Genomic DNA, 24,456 nt, shown 5'->3' with positions numbered 1-24,456 from the left:
CACCGTAGTTTGAACACCGTAACGAAACGGAGGATGCCCCATGGCTCGGGCCTTGGCGTTTTGCGCCGCTTTGATGACCGCAACCCCGGTTTTGGCTGAAACCGGGCACGAGGCCGTCACCACCTTTACCCTGGACAACGGCATGGATGTCGTCGTGGTCGAAGATCACCGCGCGCCCGTGGTTCAGCACATGGTCTGGTATCGGGCCGGATCAGCGGATGAGCCGATCGGGTCGTCAGGTGTGGCACATTTCCTCGAGCATCTTCTGTTCAAGGCCACCGATACAATGGCGGCGGGCGAGCTTTCGGCGACCGTTGCGGCCAATGGGGGCAACGACAACGCCTTCACCTCTTATGACTACACGGCCTATTTCCAGCGCGTCGCGGCCGACCGGCTGGAGTTGATGATGAAGATGGAGGCCGACCGGATGCGCAACATCCGGCTGACCGAGAGCGACATCGCCACCGAGCGCGACGTGATCCTGGAGGAACGCAACCAGCGTACCGAGAACAACCCACGCGCCCTGTTCGGCGAGCAGATGAGCGCGGCGCAGTATCTCAACCACCGCTACGGCGTTCCGGTGATCGGCTGGAAGCACGAGATGGAGACATTGGACATGGAGGACGCACTGTCCTTCTACCAGACCTATTATGCGCCCAACAATGCGATCCTGGTGGTGACCGGCGATGTGGATCCGGCTGAGGTCAAAGCCTTGGCCGACACCTATTATGGCGTGATCCCCGCCAACCCGGACCTGCCGGAACGGGTCCGATCGCAGGAACCGCCGCAGACCGCCGAGCGGCGTCTGACCTTCAAGGATGCGCGGGTGTCGCAACCATATGTTCAGCGCAGCTACCTCGCGCCCGAGCGTGATGCCGGTGCGCAGGAAAAGGCTGCGGCGTTGTTCCTGCTGGCCGAACTGCTGGGCGGCAGCACCACGTCCTACCTGAACGAGAAACTGCAACTTGAGCAGCAACTGGCTGTATATGCCGGGGCGTTTTATCGTGGGGTGTCGCTGGATGACACGACCTTTGACCTGATCGTTGTTCCGGCTGAAGGCGTGTCGCTGCAAGAGGCCGAGGATGCGATGGATCAGGCGGTGGCCGATTTCATCGCCGAAGGCGTCAACCCGGAAGATCTGGACCGGATCAAGATGCAGCTGCGCGCCGCACAGGTCTACGCCCGAGACAATGTCGATGGAATCGGCAACCGCTATGGTCGGGCGCTGACCAGCGGCCTGACGGTCGAGGACGTGCAGGCCTGGCCCGACATCCTGCAGGCCGTCACCGGCGACGAAATCATCGCCGCCGCGCGCGAGGTGCTTCAGCCCGAAGCGTCGGTCACCGGCTGGCTGATGCGTGATGACGAGGTGACCCAATGATCCGTTTCCTTGCCCCCTTGATCGCCCTGCTGATCGCGCTGCCTGCCTGGGCCGAGATCAAGATTCAGGAGGTCACCTCGCCCGGCGGCATCCGGGCCTGGCTGGTCGAAGATCACTCGATCCCGTTCACTGCGCTGGAACTGCGGTTCCGCGGGGGCACGTCGCTGGACGATCCCGAAAAACGGGGCGCGGTCTATCTGATGAGCGGCCTTCTCGAAGAAGGCGCGGGCGACATGGATTCCCGCACCTATGCGCGGGCGCTGGAATCCCTGGCGGCGTCGATCGGATACAGGGCCGCGGATGACAGTGTTGCCATCTCGGCCCAGTTCCTGACTGAAAACCGGGACGACGCCGTTGAGCTGCTGCGCACCACCATCCAGCAACCGCGCTTTGATCAGGACGCGATCGACCGGGTTCGGGCGCAGGTCCTGTCCGGGTTGCGCTCGGAACAAACCGACCCCAATGACATCGCGGGTGAGACATTCGCCAAAATGGCCTATGGCGATCATCCGTATGGATCCAACGGCAAAGGCTCGATCGACAGCGTATCGGCCCTGACCCGTGACGACATCATCGACGCATACAAAGGCGTCTTCGCCAAGGACCGTCTGTATGTGGGCGCGGTGGGCGACATCACACCCGAAGAGTTGGGCGCGTTGCTGGACAATCTGTTGTCGGACCTGCCCGAAACGGGCAAACCGATTCCCGGGAATGCCGAGGTAACGATCCCCGGCGGCGTCACCGTGGTCGAGTTCGACACGCCGCAATCGGTGGCACTGTTCGGCCAGAAGGGCATCGACCGCGACGACCCGGATTTCTTTGCAGCCTACATCCTGAACCACATCATCGGCGGCGGCGGCTTTGAAAGCCGCCTGATGCAGGAAGTGCGCGAAAAACGCGGCCTGACCTATGGCGTCGGGACCTATCTGGTGCCCAAGGATCTGGCCTCGGTCTATCTGGGGTCTGTATCCTCGGCCAATGACCGGATCGGGCAGGCTATCGAGGTAATTCGCGACGAATGGCGGCGCGCGGCGACCGAAGGTGTAACCCAGAAAGAGCTGGACGACGCCAAGACCTATCTGACCGGTGCCTATCCGTTGCGCTTTGACGGCAATGCCCAGATCGCGGGCATCATGGTGGGCATGCAGATGGAAGATCTGCCGATCGACTACATCGCGACCCGAAACGACAAAGTGAACGCGGTGACGCTGGACGAGGTGAACCGCGTCGCGGCCGAGCTGCTGGACCCGGACGGGCTGCATTTCGTGGTTGTAGGCAAACCCGAGGGGCTAGAGACCACGAACTGACGCGAAGGACCGGCAGTCGGCAGGCCTTTTGTAGAATTCCCGACGAGCGGCCATTCAGCGCCGCTCGCCCCGGGCCTCCGTGATCCGGAAGCGTGCGCAACCTCTGGATCGTCAGCGTATCCGCCACCTGTTCCGTAAAACCGGTACGGTGCTCACGGTCATGCGGGCCCGTCGGCGGGCTTGTTTCACTTGATGGACAGATGTCATCATGAAGCGGAACCATTGTCGCGGGTAAGGAAGGAGGGGTCATCGATGCCCTATCAGTTCTGGCATTCGAAGTTGACCGACCCTCCCATCCACGTCCCGGCGATTGGACTGCAGTTGTTTGTCCGGATACCGCACGACACCACCGACGAGAATATATCGGTCATAGAGACAATAAATGAACCGGGGTTTGGCCCGCCCCTGCACCGTCACCCGCAAACTGAAATCTTTCGCGTTTTGGACGGGCGGTATCTCTATGAGTGCGATGGAAAGCGCTTTGTTGCAGAAACAGGCGACGTCGTAACGATCCCCGGTGGCGCCGCGCATGCGTTTCGCAATCTTTCCGACGGGCCAGCGCGGCAACTGGTCATGATACTGCCATCCTTCGACACGGTCGCCTTCTTCAATGGGTTGGGAGACATCATGGCAGACGGAGTTCCCGACCGGGAGGTGCTGAACGCATTCTCCGAGAAATGGCAGATCGAGTTTCTGGGACCGCCCCTGCAGCTTTGACGTCAGTCCAATTTGCCTCGGGCGCCAAAGTTGGCGGCTGCGTCATGCATTCACTGGGTTTTCGCGTTTCTTTTCCGGCCAGAACTCATCCACGACCACGTAGGCTATGATGACGAACAGGGCCGCGCTGGCGACTTGCAGAACGCGAGTGATGCTTTTGACGTCGGCCTCGTCCGAAAACGGTGAAATCGACCCGCCGTAGACAATCAGGACCGTCGTCAAGGCCGATCCGGCGGCGGCGGCCAACGGGATCTGGGATTTGCCGAGCGCGCCCAGCGTCACGCAGGCGAAAAAGCACAGCAGGATCGGCGTGAGAATGACCGGCGCGATGACGTTGACTTCGTAGCAGATGATGGACGCTGCTGCGCCGAGCAGGTTTGCCGTCAGCATCGCCTTGGCCACGGCTTTGCCGGCGGCAGGCATCGCAGCGAGCTGCTGGCTGAGAAGAGCCACAAAGAACAGAACCAGCAGGGCAGACGCCCCAGACACAAAAAATGCCAGGGCGAAAGGAACCGTGACAAGAGACATTCTGACGATGCGCCGATGCTTGTCAAAGTCAGCGGCGGATGCGGCTTTGGCCTGCGTGGCGTTCTCGGGGGCGGCCGGAATAAGCGTGAACATCAACGTCGATACGAAACCGGCAAACAACAGGTTCAGCGGGATCCAGAATACAAGCACCAGCGCCAGATCCGGAGATTGCAGAACGAGGTTGGGGATCATCAGCGCCCCCATCAGGGCGATGACGCCCGGCAGGACACCGGCACCAGACACGGACCATATGAAGGACAGGATTATCCCGATCGCCACCAGTATCAGAAACACGGCCGGGTAGGGCGCGAAAACCGATGAGAGCAGGAAGGAAACGAACATCAACGCAATCGAGAAGATGAACAATTTCGCAAACGCGGCCAGCGGCAACGCGGTAGGTGCCTGAAGGAAGAGCGCGGTGAACACCGCGCCAACAACCGCCAATGGCCACCCAAGGAAAAGCCCCAAGGAAAAGACGGCGGTCACACCCAGTGCAAGTCTGTAAACGGCGTTTCTATCCTCAGTACGCATAAGAAAAGATCGAAACCAAACGAATGTATGTCCGGCCGACCGCGTTCAGTATCCCGTTGTCGCTGAGGTACATGATGACATCCGCCTGACCGTTCAACTGAAATCTGAGGTCGTCCTCCGCGCTTCCGGCCTCGTAGCCCGGCAGTATGATGCGCACGGGAAACCGTTCAGGTTCACGCAGAAAGCCTTTGGTGCTCGGCGGGCTTGCCAATTGTCCGGGTGTGTCGCCGCCACTCAGCGAGACGGCAGCGCTGAAGCTCTCGATTTTGCCCGGGATGATCTGACCGGGGTGCATATCCAGCACGACATCCACCGGAGACCCGACGGTGGCGCGCCCCAGATTGTTCTCGGTGAAATACGCCTCGATCCACACGTCCGTCGCATCAAGAAAGGTCAGCAGATCCTGGCCGGACCGGGCGTATGTACCGGGCGCAATCAACAAGTTGGATATGACACCGGTCGCCGGCGCGCGCAGTTCGGTCCATTCCAGATTGAGCTCGGCATCGGCCAAAGCCGCCAAGGCACGCTGGATTTTGGGATTCTCATTCCCTTCGTCCCCAAGCCTTTGCTTGGCCTTCTCCAGATCCGCTTTGGCGTTTTCATAGTTCGCCTCGGACTCGGCCAGCTGGCCTCGGGCGTCGTCGGCTTTCGAGATGGCAATCAGCCCTTTCTTCTCGAGCGCGAATACCCGCTCCGTCTGAATGCGCATCGTATCCAGATCGCTCTGCGCGCGGGCCAACTTGGCTTGCGCCGCACTGACCTCGGCCGAGGACGCACCCACCTCCTGGGTGGCCGCCTCAAGGTCGGCCTGGGCTCTGTCGCGATCAATCTCGTAGGGTCTCGGGTCGATCCGAACCAGCAGATCGCCGGCCGAGACGATCTGCCCGTTTTCCACCAATACCTCGATCACGGTTCCCGTGACCTGCGGAACGATTTGGGTCGCCACGGCCTTTACCCGTGCGTTCCCGGTGAACGGCGTCTTGCGGTCGGCAACCAGATACCAGGTGAGGAAGATGAGAATGACGGCCAGTGTCGTCCAGATCGTCTTCCTCATTTTGCGGCTCCCTCAGCGGTGTCATCGGTCGCTGGTGAGGCGTCGATCCAGACCTTGAACAACTCGTAGAAGACGGCGAACAAGACCGGACCCATGAAGATTCCGATCAGGCCATAGGCCATCATCCCGCCCAGAACCCCGATGAGGATCACGAGCATCGGTGTCTCCAGGCCTTTTGAGATGAAAACCGGCCGCAGGAAGCTGTCCATTATGCTGACGGGAATGGCCAGAACGGTGAAGATCAGCGCCGCTCCGCCGGACATGGAACTCCATGCATAGATGACCAGCGGCAGAAGAACGAGGCCGGGGCCGATCTGGATGATTGAGAGGATCAGGCAGATGAACGCCAGCGTCGCAGCCGAGGATATTCCGAACAGCGCCAACAAGACCCAAACAACGACGGCCTGAATGGCGGCAACGCCGATTACGCCCTTGGTCACGTTCCGGATCGTGGCCCCTGCCAGAGTGACGAATTCGCCGCCGCGTGGCGCAAAGACGCGGTTGGCAAAGCGCTGAAGGCCCTGCACCAGATCCGGTCCGGGGCTGAACAGGGCGCCCATGATCACCACCGACAGCGCAAGGCCGAGAAGCCCGATTCCGATCCCCAGAACTTTGCCAAAGAGCGATTTGGTGATCTCGAGGATTTGCGCGCCGTATTTTGCAAGCGCACCATCCAGGTTCCGTTCGAACATGCCCCAGGCATCGGCAAGCTTGGCACCGACCAGAGGCAGATCCTTCAGGCCTTCCGGCGCCGGAGGTATCTTCAACTCGCCCTTGTCAGCTTGCTCGGCAAACTCGGACCCCAGTTCCGCAGCCCCAGATACCGCCGTTGCTACCGGCCCCAATGTGAGAACCAGACCCAGCAAAACCAGGATCGTCGTTGCCAGCTTCTTCCGTCCTCCCAGCTTGGACTGAAGCCAATCGAAGGCCGGATAAAGCGCAACGCAGAGAATTGTGGCCCAGATGACCACGCTTGCAAGCGGGGCGACCATGACCAAGGCGCTGTATAGGAACAGCCCGAGAAACAGCAACCTTATCGCAAGGTCGACAATCTTTGCGTCCTGAGTCTTTTCCATTCCACCCCCCTGTTATGTTTTTCCGTATGTTACACTCAAAAAAGTAAATATGTATATTTTTGAGCTTTTAGGGGATGCCCGGCAGTGCGGTGGTTTACTCAGCCCCCAATTTGCAAGCGGATCGTGGGGCGCAAAGCACGCGGCCGCTCACCTTGCCAGAGCCTATTTTTGCGAGGTCTCGTCGTCTTGGGACAGGATCGTGTCGGCCACGGTCGTGGCGGCGGTGACGAAGATACCCAGACCCACGATTATGTACGCCATCGTAAAGATCTTGCCCGCAGCGGTTTCGGGAGAAAAGTCGCCAAAACCCACGGTCGAGATCGTCACTACGGAAAAATAGATAGAGTCCAACCAACTCCACCCCTCGACAAAATGGTAGAACACTGACGCCCAAAGGATCATTCCGACGGTGAAGGCGAGTATGCCTTTCACTCTGCCGTCCTTGAAAGCGACGCCTATCCCACGCGTTATTTTGGTCAGTGAATTCATCATGCCCTCATTCGCAAAAGAATTCACGTATAGCAGTAATTGGATGATTGTGTGAATCCAAAGGGTGAGTTGGCCAGGGCAATGGCGATTTCGTGGCCAGAGAAGGCGTGCGAAACATGTATTCCATTAACATGATGGATAATTGCTCTAGGGTAATCACATGCTGAATCGGGACGCTGAGGGATAACGTGCGAATAATTGTCAAAAGTGTCTTGATCTGTTGCGTTGCCGCGCTTGTGGTTTTTGCCGCGGCTTGGCTGTTTCTGTCGTCCGCTTTGTTTTCGTCGGTGCGGACCAGTTTCGTCGAGAACCTGATCTCAAGGAAGCTGGGTCAGCAGGTCTTGATTGAGGATGAGGTACGTTTGGGCCTTGGCCGTCAGTTGCAGGTATCAGCAGCTGGACTGGTTCTGCCCGCAACGCCCAAGGCCGAGGCGGATCTGGCAGCGATTGATCAGATCGAGTTCGAAGTATCTGCACGGGACCTGTGGAACAGCAAGCTATCGGTGAGCAATCTTTCAGTGTCGGGAGTTCATCTGAACCTGATCACAGATGAAGAAGGCGTGACCAACTGGCAGTCCTTTTCGCGCACCGGGGCCGAAACCGACAAGACTTCGGAACGCCCGCCCCAGCCTTTGGCCGGAATTCTGACGGATCGCACGATCGACCTGAAGGATGTCACCGTACTCTATCAGAACGACCTGAACGGCATAGGACTGGATTTGCAGCTTCCAGAACTGGTTTTGCAGCGCGATGCCGAAACCGATGTTGCCTCGGCGGTCGGAGCGGGGTCGCTCAATGGTCAGAGTTTTGACCTGAAGGGCACGTTCCCGCCCCAGGACCCGTTCCAAGTGGCATTGAGCTTTGATCAGATTTCGGTCGAAGCCCAACAGATTCCTGTGGAGACCGGCCTTCAGGTCAAGGCGACCCTCGAGGTCGATCAGTTGGGTCAACTGCTCGATGTCCTGCAACTCAACCGCGTGTTGGAGGGTTCGGGCAGTGTTGGTGCAACATTCAAGCTGGCAGATGGCGTCGCACGGATTGATGACCTGTCTGTTCTGGCCGAGCTGGATGGTGGCCAAAGCCTTTCCGTCACCGGTAAAATGGGGGAATTAGGCAATCAGGAAGATGTTTCTTTGACGACCCGCATTCGCCTGTATCCAGAGGATGCCGAGCCGGCTCCGGCTGCCTCGCGGTATGACCTCAAGCTTATCGCTGTGGATATGGTCATCGACAGTGTCCCGGGACAGGTCCCGCAACGGCAGATGGTCATCAAGACGAACGGTTTCACCTTGGACACCTCTGGTGAGGGCCCGCCGCCGATCAAATTCTCCGAGCTTGCCAGAACGCCCGAAGGCGCCCTGAGCGTGGGCAACATCAATTTGAGGATCGGAAACCCCGCCGATCCGTTTATCATTCTGACCGGTTCGGTCGAGGATGCGTTGCAGTTGCAGGGCGTATCCGCCGAAGGTTTGATTGATATTCCGGCAAGCAGTCTGATCTCGCCCGAACTGCTGGGCCCCGATGACCAGCTTGGCAGGTTTTCGGGAAACTTTCATTTGGACGGAAACATCGAACAGCTTGCTTTGACCAATCTGGATGGTCAGACAAGCGAAACCGAGGTCTGGAACCTGGAGGTGCACGGGTCCGTAGAAAATGTCCTCAAGTTCGAGAATCTGGATCTGGCGATCGATGTGGATGTTCCGTCGGGCGCGGACCTTCTGAAGGCCTTGTCGCTGGAGCCGGTGGACACCGGGCGGGCCCATCTTGAAATCGACCTGGTAAGTGAAGGCACCGATTGGAATGCCAATGCCAATGTCGAGGTTTCCGAGTCGGTCTTGAAAATCGCGGCGGATCTTGATGATGCAACAAGCGATCCCGTGCTGCAGGGGTCGATCGAGAGCGATCTGATAAAAATCGACCAAATCAGGACCATCGTTCAGGCGGCCGCCCAACTGCGCAAGATAGGTGGTTCACCGCCGGAGCAGGAAGATGCCGAGAAAGACGACGGTGACACAGGTCCGTTGAGGGATGTGACCCTTAAACCCATCGGGCGGGCCATTTTGCTGTCGGGTGTGAATGTAGATGTCGACATAGACCTGCGTCACATTGAGGGCGCCAAGGGCATCAGCAGCCTGCAGAGCGAACTGACCCTGGACGAAAACGAGCTACGGGCCGGACCTCTGAAGTTTGAATACGGAGGTGGTCATTTTGACGTAAGCGGGCAAATGGATCTTTCGAATGAGGCACATCTGCTGACCCTGACCGGAAAGGCGGGCGGATGGCAGTTGGATGACCTTCTGCAAAACCTGAACTTCAAGAAAGGCGCCAGCGGCACGGTGTACGCAGATTTCTCGGTTACGGGGGGCACGGATACCGTCAAGCAATTCGTCGGCAGCATGAGTGGCAATGCCACGGTTTCAATGCGCGACGGTTCGATCGAAACCCAGCTTCTGGATCTGGCCGGGCTGGGTATTCTTCCGTGGGTATTTACCAAGGAAAAACAGAAAGTGGCGCCAATCGTGTGCCTGCGCGCGCCGATCAGCATTTCCAACGGAAAAATTGAGACGAAACAGACGACGCTGGAAACAGATCATGTTCAGGTCGTTGTCTTTGGCGCTGTCGACCTGACGGACAAGGTGTTGGACCTGAACATCCAGCCAAGAAAGATTGGCGAGCCACTTGCGCGTAGCCCGTGGCCAGTGACCCTGAGGGGCGCGCTCGCTGAGCCCAAGGTCAAAGTCAAGGATGGTCCGAAAAGGCTGAAGCGGTCGGATGGTGCAGACCAGATGCCGGCACAAAGAAAGCTCTGCATCCCGGATATCCTGCAGTTGCAGTAGGGGCGGTTTGCCAAGCGGTCACGGCCCTGCCTGTGTTCGGCAAGGCCGGCCGAGCCTGTTGGACGCGGATCACCCCTTTTTCATGCTGCGCAGCATCTGCCCCATCATCTGGCCGAACTGACCCGAGCCGCGCTGATACAGCGCCCCGTCCACGGCGAGAACCGTACCGCTGATATAGCTGGCCATGTCCGAGGCCAGAAACAGACAGGCGTTGGCCACGTCTTGCGGGGTGCCCCAGCGGCCCAGCGGCACGTCTCGGCGCAGCTGCTCGCCCGCGTCGGGGGTGGGGGTCAGACGCTTGGCGCCCTCGGTGCCCTCGATGAAACCTGGCACCACCGAGTTCACCCGTATGCCTTCCACGCCCCATTCCATCGACAGGGTGCGGGTGATCTGATCGACCCCCGCCTTGGCCGCACAGACATGGGCCTGGCCCTCGTAGGGCAGATAGGATTGCGGGGCCGAGATGTTGATGATGTTGCCGCCAGGCCGTTTCAGATAGGGATAGGCGCCTTTCAGAGCATGCACGGTGCCCATCAGGTCGATCTCGACCACGGTGCGGAAGGCGTTGACCGACATTTCCGCCATCAGCGCGGGAAAGTTGCCCGCTGCCCCCGAAACCAGCACGTCGAAATCACCGAGCTTCGCGTGGAACTGTTCCATCCCCGCCGCGACCGCCTCGGCATCACGAACGTCGAAGGCCGCGCCGATGACCTCAGCAGCGCCGGCTGCCTTCAGCGCGGCGATGGTGTCGTCCACCTTCTCCTGCGAGCGGCTGGCCACGGCCAGTTTTGCGCCCGAGGCCGCGAAGGCCTCGGCGATGCCCCGATTGATACCGCTGGTCCCGCCGATGACGACGACCGTCTTTCCTGCAAAGTCCATGTAGAGCCTCCCGCTTTGGAAGGGGCCCTACTCGCCGTAGGGCACCCAGATGTTCTTGATCTCGGTCGCAGCCTGCAGGAAGCGGCGGGTGTGGTCCATGCCCCAATCGAATGCCGTCGCGTTATTGACCCAGGTCCGTTTCAGGTTCCCGGCCGAGACGACCTCGATCTGCGCTGACAGGTCCGACGACGAGAAGGACCACACCGCATCCACGTTCAGATGCGAGGCCAGCGGTTTGGCCAGTTCCTCATGGCTGCCCGTCAGGATGTTGACCACGCCGGCGGGCACGTCCGAGGTGTCCAGCACCTGATAGAAATCGGTGGCCGCCAGCGGATAGGGCTCGGACGCCACCAGAACCACCCGGTTGCCCATCGCGATCGCCGGGGCCATGGCCGAGACCAGACCCAGCAGCGGCGCCTCGTCGGCACAAAGCGCGCCGATCACGCCCACCGGTTCCTTCATCGCAATCGCCACGCCCCGGATCGGAACGCCATGCACCTGGCCGTCATACTTGTCGGCCCAGGCGGCTGCGGTGAACAGGCGCTGGATTGCGGCGTCGACCTCTTTCGCGCCGTCCTTGCGGCCGGTCATCGCGTCGATGCGATGCGCGAACTCGTCGGCGCGGGCTGAGAGGTTCTCGCCGATATAATACAGGATCTGCGCCCGCAGATGGCCGGTGGTTTTCGACCAGTTCGCCGCACCTGCCGCGGCCTCGACCGCGTTGCGCACATCCTTGCGGTTGGCCAGACCCACATGGCCCAGCAGCCCCGCCTTGCCCCAGACCGCGCGGGAATAGCCGCCATCAGGCCGGGCCTGCTTGCCGCCGACATAGAGCTTGGCCGTGCGGTCGACCGGATCGACCGGGCCGCCTTCGCCCACGATAGGTTCGATCTTGGCCACCGGCTTGGCTTTGCCCTTGGGCTTGGTATAGGCGCTCAGCCCTTCCCAGCCACCTTCCCGGCCAAAGCCGCTTTCGCGCACGCCGCCAAAGCCCGCGGCCGCGTCGAACAGGTTGGTGGCATTGACCCAGACCACGCCCGCGACCAGCTTGGGCGCGATGTCCAGCGCAAGGTTGACGTTCTCGGTCCAGACCGTGGCCGCCAGTCCGTAGCGGGTGTTGTTGGCCAGCTCGACCGCCTCGGCCGGGGTACGGAAGGTCGACGAGACCAGAACCGGGCCGAATATCTCCTCCTGCATCAGCGGGTCCGAGGTCTCGAGTCCGGTGATCAGCGTTGGCGGGTAGTAGCAGCCGTTCGCGGGCAACTCACAGGCGGGTTGGTAAACCTGGCCTACCGCGTTGCCCTCGACCATCGACTTGATGGTCTGCAGCTGCACCGGGTCCACCACGGCGCCCACGTCGATGCATTTGTCCAGCGGGTTGCCGATGCGCAGCGTGTCCATGCGGGCGCGCAGCTTGGCATAGAACCGCTCGGCGATGCCCTCCTGCACCAGCAGGCGCGAGCCCGCGCAGCAGACCTGGCCCTGGTTGAACCAGATCGCATCGACCAGACCTTCGATGGCACTGTCGATGTCGGCATCGTCAAAGACGATGTAGGGAGACTTGCCGCCCAGCTCGAGCGTGAGGGCCTTGCCCGACCCGGCGGTGGCCTCGCGGATGCGGCGCCCCACGATCGTCGAGCCGGTAAAGGCGATCTTGTCCACGTCTGCCTTCACGATCATCTCGCCCACCGCGCCGTCGCCGGTGACGATGTTGACCACGCCCTTGGGCAGACCGGCCTGCATGCAGATATCGGCAAACAGCAGCGCCGTCAGCGAAGTGTATTCGGCAGGCTTCAACACCACCGTGTTTCCCATGGCCAGCGCCGGGGCCACCTTCCACGCCAGCATCAGCAGCGGGAAGTTCCACGGGATGATCTGGCCGCAGACCCCCAACGCCTGTGCGTCGGGCAGCTCGGTTTCCATCAGCTGGGCCATACCCGCGTGATAGTAGAAATGCCGCTGCACCAGAGGAATGTCGATGTCGCGCGATTCCCGGATCGGCTTGCCGTTGTCGAGCGTCTCCAGCACCGCGAACAGGCGGGCGTGTTTCTGGATCAGCCGCGCGATTGCATATAGGTATCGGGCGCGGGCGGGGCCGCCCAGCTTTTCCCATTTGGGTTGCGCCTTGCGAGCGGCGGCGACGGCGGCGTCCACATCGGCCTGCGTGGCCTGGGTCAGCTTGGCCAGAACCTCGCCGGTGGCCGGGTTGCGGCTTTCAAATCCTTTGCCGGGCTTGGTAAAGGCGCCGTCGATGAAATGGCCGAACTTGTCGCCCTGATCGACCAGCCATGCCAGGGCTTCGGCGGCACTTTCCGGGGCGGGTCCGTATTCCATGGTCTCGAAAATCTCTTTGACTGTCATTGTTCCTGTCCTCAGCCCATCGGGTGCCGGTATCCGGCCGAGTATGCCCCGGTGACGAAATGTTCCAACTGCCGCTCGATATCGCCCAGCAACGACGACGCGCCGAACCGGAACAGGTCGGGTTGCAGCCAGCGGTCGCCCAGCTCATCCTTGATCAGCGACAGGTAGACCAGCGCATCCTTGGCCTTGGAAATCCCGCCCGCGGGCTTGTAGCCCACGCGATAGCCGGTGCGGTCGAAATAGTCACGGATCGCCCGGATCATCACCAGCGACACGGGCAGGGTGGCGTTGACGCTTTCCTTGCCGGTCGAGGTCTTGATGAAATCCGCCCCCGCCATCATGCAGACCAGCGAGGCGCGCGCCACGTTGCGCAGGCTGCCCAGCTCGCCGGTGGCGAGGATGGCCTTTACATGCGCATCGCCGCAGGCGGCGCGAAACGCCTTCATCTCGTCATAGAGCGCCTGCCAGTCGCCCTTCAGCACATGGCGGCGCGAGATCACGATGTCGATCTCCTCGGCCCCGGCCTTTACGCTTTCCTCGATCTCGGCCACGCGCAGGTGAAAGGGCGACAGACCCGCCGGAAAGCCGGTGGACACGGCCGCGACCGGAATGCCGGTGCCTGTCAGCGCATCCACCGCCGTTTCGATCATGTCGTGATAGACACAGACCGCGCCGGTGGTGATCGGCGGCATGTCCAGCGCCTTGAGCAGCGCAGGTGACACGGGCTGGCGGGCCTTGGCGCACAGGCGGCGCACGCGGCCCTCGGTATCATCGCCCGAAAGGGTGGTCAGGTCGATCATGGTGATTGCCTTCAGCAGCCACGCGGCCTGATGCTCTTTCTTGACCGACCGGCGCCCGGGCAGGGTCGCGGCGCGGCGTTCAATGGCCGAGGTGTTGGCCTGCACGGCGCGCACCCAGTCCAGGTCCAGATCCATGCCGGGATTTCTGGGCTCGGTCACTTGCGGCAGATGCGCGGTGCGCACGGGGCTTTCTGAGCTCTGCGTATCCATTGTCACGTCCTTTGGGAGGTTTGCGCCAAAATCGCACGGGAAACAGCCAAAGGAAAGGCAAACCGGACGCCTTTGGCCACTTTTTTGACCAATTGGACAAATCTGGCTTTTTCTTGCGAGTAATTCGCAACACGGTTGACTTAGTTGCGAATGGTTCGCATATTCATTCTCAACTGGTACTCGGAACGAGGTCACATATGATTCGCCGCAGTTTTCTTCTTGCCCTTGCTCTCGGTGCCTCGCTGCCCTTGGCGGCGTGGGCCGAGGCGCCGTTGAAGGTCGTGGCGACGACCGGAATGATTGCGGACGCCGTGCAGCAGGTTGGCGGTGATCAGGTCGAAGTCAAAGGGCTGATGGGGCCCGGAGTCGACCCGCACGGCTATCGCCAGACCCGCAGCGATATCGTTGCCGCGACAAGGGCCGACTTGGTCTTGTGGCACGGCTTGTATCTTGAGGCGCAGATGGAAGACTTCTTCCACGACCTCGGGCGCAAACGCAAAGTCGTTGCCGTGGCGGATGCCATCGACAAGCAGAAGCTGCGTGCGCATGCCGACTATGCCGACAAATACGATCCGCATGTGTGGATGAGCCCGGTCTTGTGGAAGGATGTCGTCGTCGAGGTGCAAAAGGCGCTGACCGACGTGCGGCCAGACTCCGCCGCTTATTTCGCCGCCAACGCCCAGCGTTTTCTGGCTGGAATCGACCAGTTGGACGCTTATGGGAAAAAGGTGCTGACCCAGGTACCCGAAGACAACCGGGTGCTGGTCACTGCCCATGACGCCTTTGCCTATTTCGGCGAGGAATTCGGGTTCGAAGTGTTGGGGATACAGGGTATCTCGACCCAGTCCGAGGCGGGGCTGAACCGGATCGGAGAATTGGTCAACACTTTGGTCGAGCGCAATCTGACCGCCGTCTTCGTTGAAAGCTCGGTCTCGGATCGGTCGATGCGGGCATTGATCGAGGGGGCGGCGGCGAAGGGTCATACCGTCTCGGTCGGGGGTGAGTTGTATTCGGACGCCATGGGCGAGCCGGGCACCTACGAGGGCACCTATATCGGGATGCTGGATCACAACATCACGGTCATTGCACGGGGCCTGGGTGCGGATGTGCCCGAACGCGGCATGTCCGGCAAGCTGTCGGCGGGGTTCTGACCATGTTGGAGCTTGCGGCTGGCAAATCGTCATCAAGCGGGGACCTGACGGTGCAGGACAGCCCGCTTGTGATCCGGGGGATGACGGTATCCTACGGTCAGAAACCGGCCATTTTCTCGGTAGACATGACGGTGCAACCCGGGGCCATGACGGCCATCATCGGACCGAACGGCGCTGGCAAATCGACGCTGCTCAAGGCGGCGCTGGGTATCGTCAAGCCGCTGTCGGGCCAGGTGCTGGTGTTCGGCAAGGCGTTAGACCGGCAGCGGGCCCGTATCGCCTATGTTCCGCAGCGCGCCAGCGTCGATTGGGATTTCCCGACGCGGGTCATCGACGTGGTCCTGATGGGCCTGTCGCGGGAACTGGGCTTGCTGGGCCGGGTCCGGATGCGACACATGGCCCACGCGATGGAGTGCCTGCATCGGGTCGGGATGCATGAGTTTGCGGATCGCCAGATCGGCCAGCTTTCGGGTGGTCAGCAGCAACGGGTGTTTCTGGCGCGCGCACTTGCTCAGGATGCCGATCTGTACCTGCTGGATGAACCGTTTGCCGGGGTCGATGCCGCCACCGAAAAAGCCATCATCTCGGTCCTCAAATCCCTAAAGGAAGCCGGCAAGACGGTGGTCGTGGTCCACCATGACCTTGCTACGGTCACGGATTATTTCGACCACGTGTTCCTGATCAATACCCGCAAGGTCGCCGAGGGCCCGGTGGAGCAGGCCTTTACCGCCGAGACTCTTCAGGCCGCCTACGGGGGGCGGCTTGCCACCGCCCAGATCAACCAGATCTCGGGCACTGCGGGCTGACACATGCTGTGGGACGCACTGACCCTGCAATTGGGGTACAACGCCACCTTGGTTGCCATCGGCGCCACGCTGCTTGGGTTTTCGGCTGGCGTGACAGGCACCTTCCTGTTTCTGCGCAAGCGGGCGCTGGTCAGTGACGCCATCAGCCACGCGACCCTTCCGGGCGTCTGCATCGCCTTCATGGTGCTGGTGGCGCTGGGCGGAACCGGGCGAAACCTGATCGGACTGCTGTCCGGCTCCGCGATTTCGGCCGCCGTGGGTCTGTTGTGCATGAACTGGCTGATCCGCCGCACCCGTCTGGCCGAGGACGCGGCGATCGGGGCGGTCCTGTCGGTCTTCTTCGGCTTTGGTATCGTTCTGCTGACAATCATCCAGACCATGGGGGTGGGCCGACAGGCTGGGCTTGAGGGGTTCTTGCTGGGCTCGACGGCCGGGATGCTGTGGTCTGACGCACTGATCATCGCGATCGGCGGCGCTGCAACGCTGCTGCTCGTCATGATCATCCGCCGCCCCATGATGATGGTGGCGTTCGATTCCGAATATGCGGCCGCCTTGGGGCTGCCAGTGCATCGCATCGACCTTGCGATGATGGGGCTTGTCATGGCGGTCACGGTTGTCGGGCTGAAGATCGTCGGATTGATCCTGATCGTGGCTTTGCTGATCATACCCGCCGTCACGGCGCGGTTCTGGTCGGACCGGTCCGACCATGTGGTGCTGTTGTCGGGGGTCATCGGCGGGTTGTCTGGCTATCTGGGTGCGGCGGTGTCCGCCTCGGCGCCCAACTTGCCGACCGGACCGATCATCGTCCTGTTCAGCTTTGGCTTTTTTGTCCTATCGCTGTTTCTGGCTCCGGTGCGCGGCGTATTGGCCGCGATCGTGCGGCATCTGCGGTTCCAGCGGCGGGTTCACATCCGACAGGGGTTGCTGGCGCTTGCTCAAGGCCAGAACATCTATGAGCCCTACACACTGCGCCTGCTGCGTCAGACCGGACTTGCCCGGCCCGACGGGGTGGCTACGGATGCCGGCAGAGCGCAGGCGGCCAAGGCGCTGCGCGACGAGAAACGCTGGGAAATCGTACGCGCCGACAATGCGCACGAGGCAGCCGCCGCCCTGTATGACGGGTTACGCGACATCGAAACGGTTCTGACCCGGGACCAGATCGACGACATCGACCGCCGCATTGGCGGACCACGGGAGGTTCGCCCATGAGCGGTGAAGAATTCGTTCCCCTGTCCCTGACGCCGCTGTTGATCGGGACCTTCGCGGCCATCGCCTGCGCATTGCCCGGAAACTTCCTTGTGCTCCGCAAACAGGCACTGATCGGCGACGCCATCAGCCATGTGGTTCTGCCCGGAATCGTCGTGGCCTTTCTTGTCACCGGCGCGATCTCGACCTGGCCGATGATGCTGGGCGCCGCGGGCGCGGCGGTTGTCGCCGTTGTGCTGATCGAGACCATCCGGAGGCTGGGCCAGATCGAACCGGGCGCTGCAATGGGCGTCGTGTTCACCACCATGTTCGCCGGAGGGGTGCTGTTGTTGGAGCAGACCGACACTTCGAGCGTTCATCTGGATGTCGAACACGCACTCTATGGCAGCCTGGAAAGCCTGATCTGGCTTGACGCGACTGGCTGGTCCTCGCTGCTGGATCCGGTCGCGCTGGCCGGCCTGCCACCCGAGCTTGCTCGGATCGCCCTGACCCTGGTGGGTGTCAGCCTGTTCGTCTGGCTGTTCTGGCGGCCGCTCAAGATCTCGACCTTCGACGAAGGCTTTGCCCGGACGATCGGAATTCGAACCGGGGCGCTGGGAATGGCGCTGGTGATTGCGGCGGCGATTGCAGCCGTGGCCGCGTTTGATGCCGTCGGCTCGATCATCGTGATCGCAATGTTCATCTGCCCGCCGGCCGCCGCCAGGATGATGACCGACCGGCTTGAGACCCAGATTGCCTGGAGTGTTGTCTTCGCCATCCTGTCCGCCGTGTCCGGCTATGTCCTGGCTGGATATGGCCCGCTGTGGTTGGGCGGATCGGACGCCGTCAGTGCGGCCGGGATGATCGCCACCATGTCCGGCCTGATTCTGGCTTTCGCGGCCGTGTTTGGCCCCTGCCGGATGCGCGCAGCGGCGCCGGGTCCGGGCTGATCCGGCGTGTTCCCGCCACCCGGTCCGGTCGGTGATCGGCCAAACTTTGCCCACCAAACGGGGCAAGCGAACCTTAAGCAGATTTGTCCAACGCACCGTGTTAGACACCGCGCCATTACACAGTTAATGACCACCACTCACCACGGATCGTCCGGGCAATCGTGAAACTTCTGGCAACCAATTCGGGTTGCGCATCTCGATTGGCCGGGCGATCCGACCCCCTATACCAAAGCAGCGTAAACCGGTGGCAGAATCGCGTGCGATTGTGCTAGGTCTAGCGGTATGGCGCAGGCAAACCCCAATATCAGCGAAAACCGCCCGGTAATCCGGCAACTCGACGAGGCCGCGATCAACCGCATCGCGGCCGGTGAAGTGGTCGAACGCCCCGCATCCGCCGTCAAGGAACTGGTGGAGAACGCCATCGACGCCGGGGCCACCCGGATCGGCATCGACATCGCCGACGGCGGCAAGACCTTGATTCGCGTCACCGACGACGGGTGCGGCATCGCGCCCGAGGATCTGCCGCTGGCCCTGTCGCGCCACGCGACCTCCAAGATCGACGGGTCGGACCTGCTCAACATCCACACCTTCGGGTTCCGCGGCGAGGCGTTGCCCTCGCTGGGCGCGGTGGGGCGTCTAACCATCACCAGCCGCGCGCCGGGGGCCGAGGCGGCCCAGATCCGCGTGGCGGGCGGCAAGATGGAGGGCGTCAAGCCCGCCGCCCTGCGCGCCGGCACCGTGGTCGAGCTGCGCGACCTGTTCTATGCCACGCCCGCGCGGCTGAAATTCATGCGCACCGACCGGGCCGAGGCGCAGGCGATCTCGGACACGGTCAAGCGGCTGGCCATGGCGGAACCCTCCATCACCTTCACCCTGCGCGATGTTTCGGGCGGGGGCGAGGGGCGCGTGGTGTTCCGTGCCGACCGCGAGAACGGAGACCTGTTCGACGCGCTGCACGCCCGGCTGGCCCGCATCCTGGGGCGCGAGTTTGCCGAGAATGCCTTGCAGATCGACGCCACCCGCGAGGGGATCCGCCTATATGGCTACGCCGCTCTGCCCACCTATTCGCGCGGCGCGGCAGTGGCGCAGTTCCTGTTCGTCAACGGCCGGCCGGTGCGTGACAAGATGCTGACCGGGGCCTTGCGGGCGGCCTATTTCGATTTCCTCAGTCGTGACCGGCACCCGGCGGCGGCGCTGTTCATCGACTGCGAGCCGACGCTGGTGGACGTGAACGTGCACCCCGCGAAATCCGAGGTGCGGTTCCGCGATCCCGGCGTGGCGCGCGGGCTGATCGTCTCCAGCCTGCGGCACGCGCTGGCCGAGGCGGGGCACCGCGCCTCGACCACCGTGGCCAACGCGACGCTTGGCGCGATGCGGCCCGAGCCGGCCCCGGCGGCGCCCGCGCGGGTCTATCAGATGGACCGGCCGTCACCCGCGGCGCGGGCCATGGCCTATCAGGCGCAGGCGCCCGGCTTTGCCGATCTGGCCAATGCCTACAGCGGCAGCGTGGTCGAGCCCGTGGCCGAAGCCGAGCAACCCGACCAGACCCCGCCCGAGCACCTACCCCTGGGGGCCGCGCGCGGGCAGGTGCATGAAAACTACATCATCGCCCAGACCGCCGACGGCATGGTGATCGTGGACCAGCACGCCGCGCATGAACGGCTGGTCTATGAGAAACTCAAGACACAGATGGCCGAGAACGGCGTGGCCGCGCAGGCGCTGCTGATCCCCGAGATCGTCGAACTGTCCGAGGGCGACTGCGCCCGCCTGCTCGCGGTGGCCGACGACCTGTCGCGCCTGGGCCTGACCATCGAGCCCTTCGGCGGGGGCGCGGTGGCGGTGCGCGAGACCCCAGCCATTCTGGGCGAGGTCAGCGCGCGGGCGATGATCCTCGACATTCTGGACGAGCTGGCCGATCAGGGCGAAAGCCAGACGGTGCAGGCGCGGATCGAGGCGATCCTCAGCCGGGTGGCCTGCCATGGCTCGGTCCGCTCGGGCCGCCGGATGCGCGCCGAAGAGATGAACGCCCTGCTGCGCGAGATGGAGGCCACGCCCCATTCCGGCCAGTGCAACCACGGGCGGCCGACTTACGTTGAGCTGAAGCTGAGCGATATCGAACGGTTGTTCGGCCGCAGTTGATCCGGCCGCCGATCGGCGGTAGAAAAGAAGAAACAAAACAAGAACGCACAGGTTGAGATGATCGAGATTGCAGGCACCCGATATTCGCTGGAAGACCCCATGGTGATGGCCGCCCTGATCGGGGCGGGCGTGGCTCTGTTGATCCTCGTCCTGCTGTTTCTGGCCCTGCGCGCGGCCAGCCGCTCGGCCCGGATGGCCGAGCCGCTGGCGCAGCAGCTGGCCTATCTGGGCCAGCATGTGCAGCAGTTGGGGCAGGGGCAGGAGCAATTGCGCGGCGGGTTGCAGCATGTCTCGGACACGCAGGCCAATGCGCAGGTGCAGGTGATCCAGACGGTCGAGGCGCGGCTGTCGGCGGTGCAGCAGCACATGAACGACCGGCTGGCCGAAAACGCCATGAAATCCGCCCGCGCGCTGGCCGAGATGCAGGAGCGGATGAAGGAAACCCTGCATGGGTCTTCGAAACAGACCGCGACCTCGCTGACCCAGTTGCAGGAACGGCTGGCCGCCATCGACAAGGCGCAGGACAACATCACCAAGCTTTCGGGCGACGTGCTGTCGCTGCAGGACATCCTGTCGAACAAGCAGACCCGCGGCGCCTTCGGCGAGATCCAGTTGAACGACATCGTGTCCAAGGCGCTGCCCTCGGACAGCTATGTGCTGCAGGCGACCCTGTCGAACGGCAGACGCGCCGACTGCCTGATCCGCCTGCCCAACCCGCCGGGGCCCATCGTGATCGACAGCAAGTTCCCGCTGGAGGCCTATGAGGCGCTGGTGGGCGCGGGCAATGACATGGAGTTGAAGGCGGCGGTGCAGATGTTCCGCAGCACGGTGCGCAAGCACATCACCGACATCTCGACGAAATACATTCTGGACGGTGAAACCGCAGACGGGGCGCTGATGTTCCTGCCCTCCGAGGCGGTCTATGCCGAGCTGCACGCCAAGTTCCCCGAACTGGTGCAGGAGAGTTTCTCGAAACGGGTCTGGATCGTCTCGCCGACCACCTGCATGGCCACGCTGAACACGATGCGCGCCATACTCAAGGACGCGCGGATGCGGGAACAGGCGGGCGCGATCCGCAAGGAACTGGGCCTGCTGCACAAGGATGTGGAGCGTCTGGGCGACCGGGTGGCCAATCTCGACCGGCATTTCGGGCAGGCGGCCAAGGATATCTCGGAAATCAAGATCAGCGCGGAAAAGGCCGGTCGCCGGGCGCAGCGGCTGGACAATTTCGATTTCGAGGAACTGGCCCCCGAGGACCGCGCCAACGTGGTGCCGCTGGGCAAGTCCGAGGGCTGAGACCTACTGGATCGACAGGTCCAGATTGTAGCCGACGGTCTTGCCGGTATCCCGGTCATTGCCCATCAAGTAGACGCGGATGGTATAATCCCCGTCCTCGGGCAGGGTGATGCGGGCTGTGTTGCCGTCGATCGAGCCGTTGTAGATCGCGACCCCGTCGCTGCCCGGCGGCATGATGTTGAAATAGACTACGCCGCTGCCGTTGGTATCGCTGACCTGAAGCTCGGCAAACAATTCCTGCCCGCCTTTCGCGCCCAGCACGTAATCGAAATATTCATTACCCGTGATAGTGCCGTTAACCATGGTGCCGAAGTTTCCAGCTTGGAACTTCACCTCGGCCGTCCTTTGGGCCAAGGCCGGCACGGCCACAACGGCAATGAACAGAGCTGCCAGAGCTTGTTTCAACATTCTGCATATCCTCCCGGTGATTCCCGGCTCCAAGCCTAGCACACCCGAGGGACCGTTCAGATTCGCAGGAAGGGCTGCACCAACCGTGGGATCAGGCTGTTGAACTTCAGCGGAGCGTCGGTCACCGCCAGGCAGATGCAATCCTCGGACATGTCGGCCACGGGCGTGTGTTCCAGGTCCTCGTCTGCAATCTCGACATCGCCGCGGGCGAAATGATCCACCTCGTCGGAAAACGCGCCTTGCAGAACCATGGTCAGTTCCATGCCCTTGTGGCCGTGGTCCGGTACTGCGGCACCGGCCGGAATGAACAACAGGCGCGCCGTAGCATCGCGCGAGGTTGGCAGAATGGCCTGCTTGACGCCCATGCCAATCGGCTTCCAGCGGATGCTGTGCACATCGCCGCCGACGTAATCCTGCAACGGTGCCGGCAGCACGTCACATTTCGCGCGCGCGGGCTTTGGGGTCGGCGCACCCTGCGCGATCAGAGCCATTGTCGATGACAGGGCATCCGCGGACAAAGGTGCGGCTTCGACCTGGTCCTCAAGCATGTGTCCGCCCACCGCGTCATAACTCTCAGCGCGGGCGCGACAATGGTCGCACAGGGACAGGTGGGTCGCGACCATCAGGTCGAACGCTTCGGGCAGTGTGCCCGAGGCGTAGGCCATCAGCAGGTCGTCCGTCAGGTGATGTTTGATCTCTTTGCTCATCTCTATCATCTCAGTTCATCGCGTGGCGCAAGCGGTCCAGCGCCAGCCTAATTCTCGATTTGATGGTGCCCAACGGAAGCCCGGTCTGCGAAGCGATCTCGCGATGGCTCAGGTCACCAAAATACGCCTTCTCGATCAGTTCCCGCTGTGCCTCGGGCAATTGCAGCAGGGCCGTTTTCAGTTGCGCCGTTTCCTGTTGCAGCGCGATTACGTCTTCCTGTTCGGGTTCCGCTTCGGGACCCCATGTCAGTTCTTCCGGTTCAGGACGCCGCTGTTTGCGAATGGCGTCGATGCGTTTGTTCCGCGCGATCGTAAAGACCCATGTCGCCACGGTAGCCCGTGACGGATCAAACAGATGCGCCTTGTGCCACAACGTGGCCATGACTTCCTGCGCGCATTCCTCGGCCAACGTCGCGTCCGAACCCGACCGGATCAGGAACGCTTTGACCCGAGGGGCAAAGTGCTGGAACAGCTCGGCAAACGCCGCCTGATCCTGCGACTGACGGATGCGTTGGACGTGGGACACCCACTCGCATCTTGCCGCGCCATTATTCTTCGTACCGTTCACCGACGATCCCTTGGTTCGTTTCGTGCCGCGCCCAGCCGGCCGCGCCGCCGGGGCGGTCGCGACATCGTCCGGAACAACGGTGTCCATCTCGGTAAACATAACTGTATTACGGTGCCGCACCCAAGTCGGATCACGCCTGCCCGAGATTTTTGATCCGGTCGCGCGTTTTTTTCGTATCATGATCATGGATGTTCGCTGAAAAACGCAGCCGATCCAGAATGTTGACCGCTAGAAAAGATCAGTCCGACCATGCCAGAAATCGACTTCGTTCCGGCCCATACCTTTCACGGAAGGAAAGGTGCCATCGAGAACGCCTTTCGCTACTCGGTCGACTACATTCTGCTGGATCCCGAACAGGCAGCGGAAACGCCCGCGTTGTTTTCGGTAGATAGACCCAACCTCACCGGCTGGCGGACCCGCGATCATGGAGGGGAGCCTGGCGATGGTCGGGGTGCCCCGTGGCTCCGCGACAGTCTGCGGGCGATGCAAATCCCCCAACCCGCGCAGGTTCTGTTGCTGACCCAACCCCGGGTGCTGGGCCACGTATTCAACCCGGTCAGTTTCTGGTTTTGCCTGAATGACGCAGGCGCACTGTTTGCCGTGGTGGCCGAGGTCACCAACACTCATGGAACGCGGCACAGCTATGTCTGCCACAAGCCGGGGTTTGACGTGGTCGCTCCTTCTGATCGGATATGCGCGACCAAAGTGATGCATGTCTCGCCGTTTCAAAAGATCGAGGGCACCTACACTTTCCGGTTCGACCTGCGCCCGGACCGGGTCGGGGTTTGGATCGACTACGGCCGCGACGGGGGCGGTTTGATTGCTACGCTCACGGGCGTCCGGCAACCTCTCACCAATGGCGCGATCCTTCGTTCGCTGCTGCGACGCCCGTTTGGCGCGCGGCGGGCGGTTGCATTGATCCACTGGCAGGCGCTGAAACTGTGGATCAAGAAGGCCACTTTCCGACCGTTCCGCACCGCACCGGTGCCATCTCACCCCGTCTCGCGCCCGCACGAGTGAAGATCTGTAGTTTGCGCAAGATCAAGGACGCAGGCGCGATGCAATGGTTGAGATGG

The 24,456-nt window shown here is 62.0% G+C and carries 21 protein-coding genes; 11 read left to right on the top strand and 10 right to left on the bottom strand.

From position 1 onward, the window contains the following. Positions 1-40: 40 nt before the first annotated feature. The 3 genes from ACR0BA_RS11855 (at position 41) to ACR0BA_RS11845 (ending at position 3,405) form a co-directional block, all read left to right on the top strand. Complete coding sequence (locus tag ACR0BA_RS11855) at positions 41-1,381, top strand: M16 family metallopeptidase (RefSeq protein ID WP_480728094.1); 1,341 nt, start codon at positions 41-43, stop codon at positions 1,379-1,381. After that, complete coding sequence (locus ACR0BA_RS11850) at positions 1,378-2,688, top strand: M16 family metallopeptidase (protein ID WP_480728093.1); 1,311 nt, start codon at positions 1,378-1,380, stop codon at positions 2,686-2,688. The genes ACR0BA_RS11855 and ACR0BA_RS11850 overlap by 4 nt, the downstream gene beginning before the upstream one ends. 252 nt (positions 2,689-2,940) lie before the next feature. After that, the gene (locus tag ACR0BA_RS11845) at positions 2,941-3,405 is read left to right on the top strand and encodes a cupin domain-containing protein (protein ID WP_170341125.1); all 465 of its coding nucleotides are present in this window, start codon (positions 2,941-2,943) and stop codon (positions 3,403-3,405) included. Positions 3,406-3,447: 42 nt separating this feature from the next. On the opposite strand, the gene ACR0BA_RS11840 is transcribed toward ACR0BA_RS11845, so the two are convergent. The 4 genes from ACR0BA_RS11840 to ACR0BA_RS11825 form a co-directional block, all read right to left on the bottom strand. After that, positions 3,448-4,464: a DUF2955 domain-containing protein gene (locus ACR0BA_RS11840; RefSeq protein ID WP_480728091.1), complete on the bottom strand. Its 1,017-nt coding sequence runs from the start codon at positions 4,462-4,464 to the stop codon at positions 3,448-3,450. Next, on the bottom strand, positions 4,454-5,518 hold the full coding sequence (locus ACR0BA_RS11835) for an HlyD family secretion protein (protein WP_170596475.1): 1,065 nt from the start codon (positions 5,516-5,518) through the stop codon (positions 4,454-4,456). The genes ACR0BA_RS11840 and ACR0BA_RS11835 overlap by 11 nt, the downstream gene beginning before the upstream one ends. Further along, a complete protein-coding gene (locus ACR0BA_RS11830) occupies positions 5,515-6,594 on the bottom strand; it encodes an AI-2E family transporter (protein ID WP_170369119.1) in 1,080 nt (359 codons plus the stop codon). The genes ACR0BA_RS11835 and ACR0BA_RS11830 overlap by 4 nt, the downstream gene beginning before the upstream one ends. Positions 6,595-6,756: 162 nt before the next feature. Beyond that, a complete protein-coding gene (locus tag ACR0BA_RS11825; protein ID WP_480728088.1) occupies positions 6,757-7,026 on the bottom strand; it encodes a potassium channel family protein in 270 nt (89 codons plus the stop codon). A gap of 344 nt (positions 7,027-7,370) precedes the next feature. Between ACR0BA_RS11825 and ACR0BA_RS11820 the strand changes: the two genes are divergently transcribed. Beyond that, complete coding sequence (locus ACR0BA_RS11820) at positions 7,371-9,920, top strand: AsmA family protein (RefSeq protein ID WP_480728086.1); 2,550 nt, start codon at positions 7,371-7,373, stop codon at positions 9,918-9,920. 69 nt (positions 9,921-9,989) lie between these two features. Here ACR0BA_RS11820 and ACR0BA_RS11815 read toward each other — a convergent pair whose 3' ends face one another. Genes ACR0BA_RS11815 through deoC form a run of 3 tightly spaced genes read right to left on the bottom strand, consistent with a single transcriptional unit; the run spans position 9,990 to position 14,170 of the window. Beyond that, positions 9,990-10,799 (bottom strand): SDR family oxidoreductase, encoded by an 810-nt coding sequence (locus ACR0BA_RS11815; protein WP_480728085.1) that lies wholly within the window; start codon positions 10,797-10,799, stop codon positions 9,990-9,992. A 27-nt stretch (positions 10,800-10,826) separates the two neighbouring features. Next, complete coding sequence (locus tag ACR0BA_RS11810) at positions 10,827-13,160, bottom strand: aldehyde dehydrogenase family protein (protein WP_480728083.1); 2,334 nt, start codon at positions 13,158-13,160, stop codon at positions 10,827-10,829. 11 nt (positions 13,161-13,171) lie between these two features. Continuing rightward, the gene (gene deoC / locus ACR0BA_RS11805) at positions 13,172-14,170 is read right to left on the bottom strand and encodes a deoxyribose-phosphate aldolase (protein ID WP_170439170.1); all 999 of its coding nucleotides are present in this window, start codon (positions 14,168-14,170) and stop codon (positions 13,172-13,174) included. A 197-nt stretch (positions 14,171-14,367) separates the two neighbouring features. Between deoC and ACR0BA_RS11800 the strand changes: the two genes are divergently transcribed. From ACR0BA_RS11800 to ACR0BA_RS11775, 6 genes are all read left to right on the top strand, one after another. Beyond that, complete coding sequence (locus ACR0BA_RS11800; RefSeq protein ID WP_480728081.1) at positions 14,368-15,321, top strand: metal ABC transporter solute-binding protein, Zn/Mn family; 954 nt, start codon at positions 14,368-14,370, stop codon at positions 15,319-15,321. Between the two features lie 2 nt (positions 15,322-15,323). Beyond that, positions 15,324-16,127, top strand: a complete 804-nt coding sequence (locus tag ACR0BA_RS11795) for a metal ABC transporter ATP-binding protein (protein WP_311201678.1) — start codon at positions 15,324-15,326, stop codon at positions 16,125-16,127. A 3-nt stretch (positions 16,128-16,130) separates the two neighbouring features. Beyond that, positions 16,131-17,336, top strand: a complete 1,206-nt coding sequence (locus ACR0BA_RS11790) for a metal ABC transporter permease (RefSeq protein WP_480728079.1) — start codon at positions 16,131-16,133, stop codon at positions 17,334-17,336. Beyond that, positions 17,333-18,262 (top strand): metal ABC transporter permease, encoded by a 930-nt coding sequence (locus ACR0BA_RS11785; RefSeq protein WP_480728077.1) that lies wholly within the window; start codon positions 17,333-17,335, stop codon positions 18,260-18,262. The genes ACR0BA_RS11790 and ACR0BA_RS11785 overlap by 4 nt, the downstream gene beginning before the upstream one ends. A 282-nt stretch (positions 18,263-18,544) precedes the next feature. Next, entirely contained in the window at positions 18,545-20,401 is a 1,857-nt protein-coding gene (mutL, locus tag ACR0BA_RS11780) for a DNA mismatch repair endonuclease MutL (RefSeq protein ID WP_480728075.1), read from the top strand. 57 nt (positions 20,402-20,458) lie between these two features. Continuing rightward, positions 20,459-21,697: a DNA recombination protein RmuC gene (locus ACR0BA_RS11775; protein ID WP_480728074.1), complete on the top strand. Its 1,239-nt coding sequence runs from the start codon at positions 20,459-20,461 to the stop codon at positions 21,695-21,697. Between the two features lie 3 nt (positions 21,698-21,700). Here the strand turns inward: ACR0BA_RS11775 and ACR0BA_RS11770 are convergent, their stop codons facing one another. The 3 genes from ACR0BA_RS11770 to ACR0BA_RS11760 are packed head-to-tail and all read right to left on the bottom strand — an operon-like array spanning position 21,701 to position 23,479. Beyond that, positions 21,701-22,105: a hypothetical protein gene (locus ACR0BA_RS11770; protein ID WP_480728072.1), complete on the bottom strand. Its 405-nt coding sequence runs from the start codon at positions 22,103-22,105 to the stop codon at positions 21,701-21,703. Between the two features lie 56 nt (positions 22,106-22,161). Further along, positions 22,162-22,812, bottom strand: coding sequence for a ChrR family anti-sigma-E factor (locus ACR0BA_RS11765; protein WP_260063665.1), 651 nt, complete (start codon positions 22,810-22,812; stop codon positions 22,162-22,164). Positions 22,813-22,822: 10 nt separating this feature from the next. Then, a complete protein-coding gene (locus ACR0BA_RS11760) occupies positions 22,823-23,479 on the bottom strand; it encodes a sigma-70 family RNA polymerase sigma factor (RefSeq protein ID WP_174825133.1) in 657 nt (218 codons plus the stop codon). A 150-nt stretch (positions 23,480-23,629) separates the two neighbouring features. Here ACR0BA_RS11760 and ACR0BA_RS11755 point away from each other — a divergent pair, with 150 nt between their 5' ends. After that, positions 23,630-24,400, top strand: a complete 771-nt coding sequence (locus ACR0BA_RS11755) for a DUF1365 domain-containing protein (protein WP_480728069.1) — start codon at positions 23,630-23,632, stop codon at positions 24,398-24,400. The last annotated feature ends 56 nt before the right edge of the window (positions 24,401-24,456 follow it).

Source organism: Ruegeria sp. CI5 (assembly GCF_056536885.1).
The sequence above is the reverse complement of the archived record's forward strand: the minus strand, read 5'-3'. Positions and strand labels throughout refer to the sequence as shown.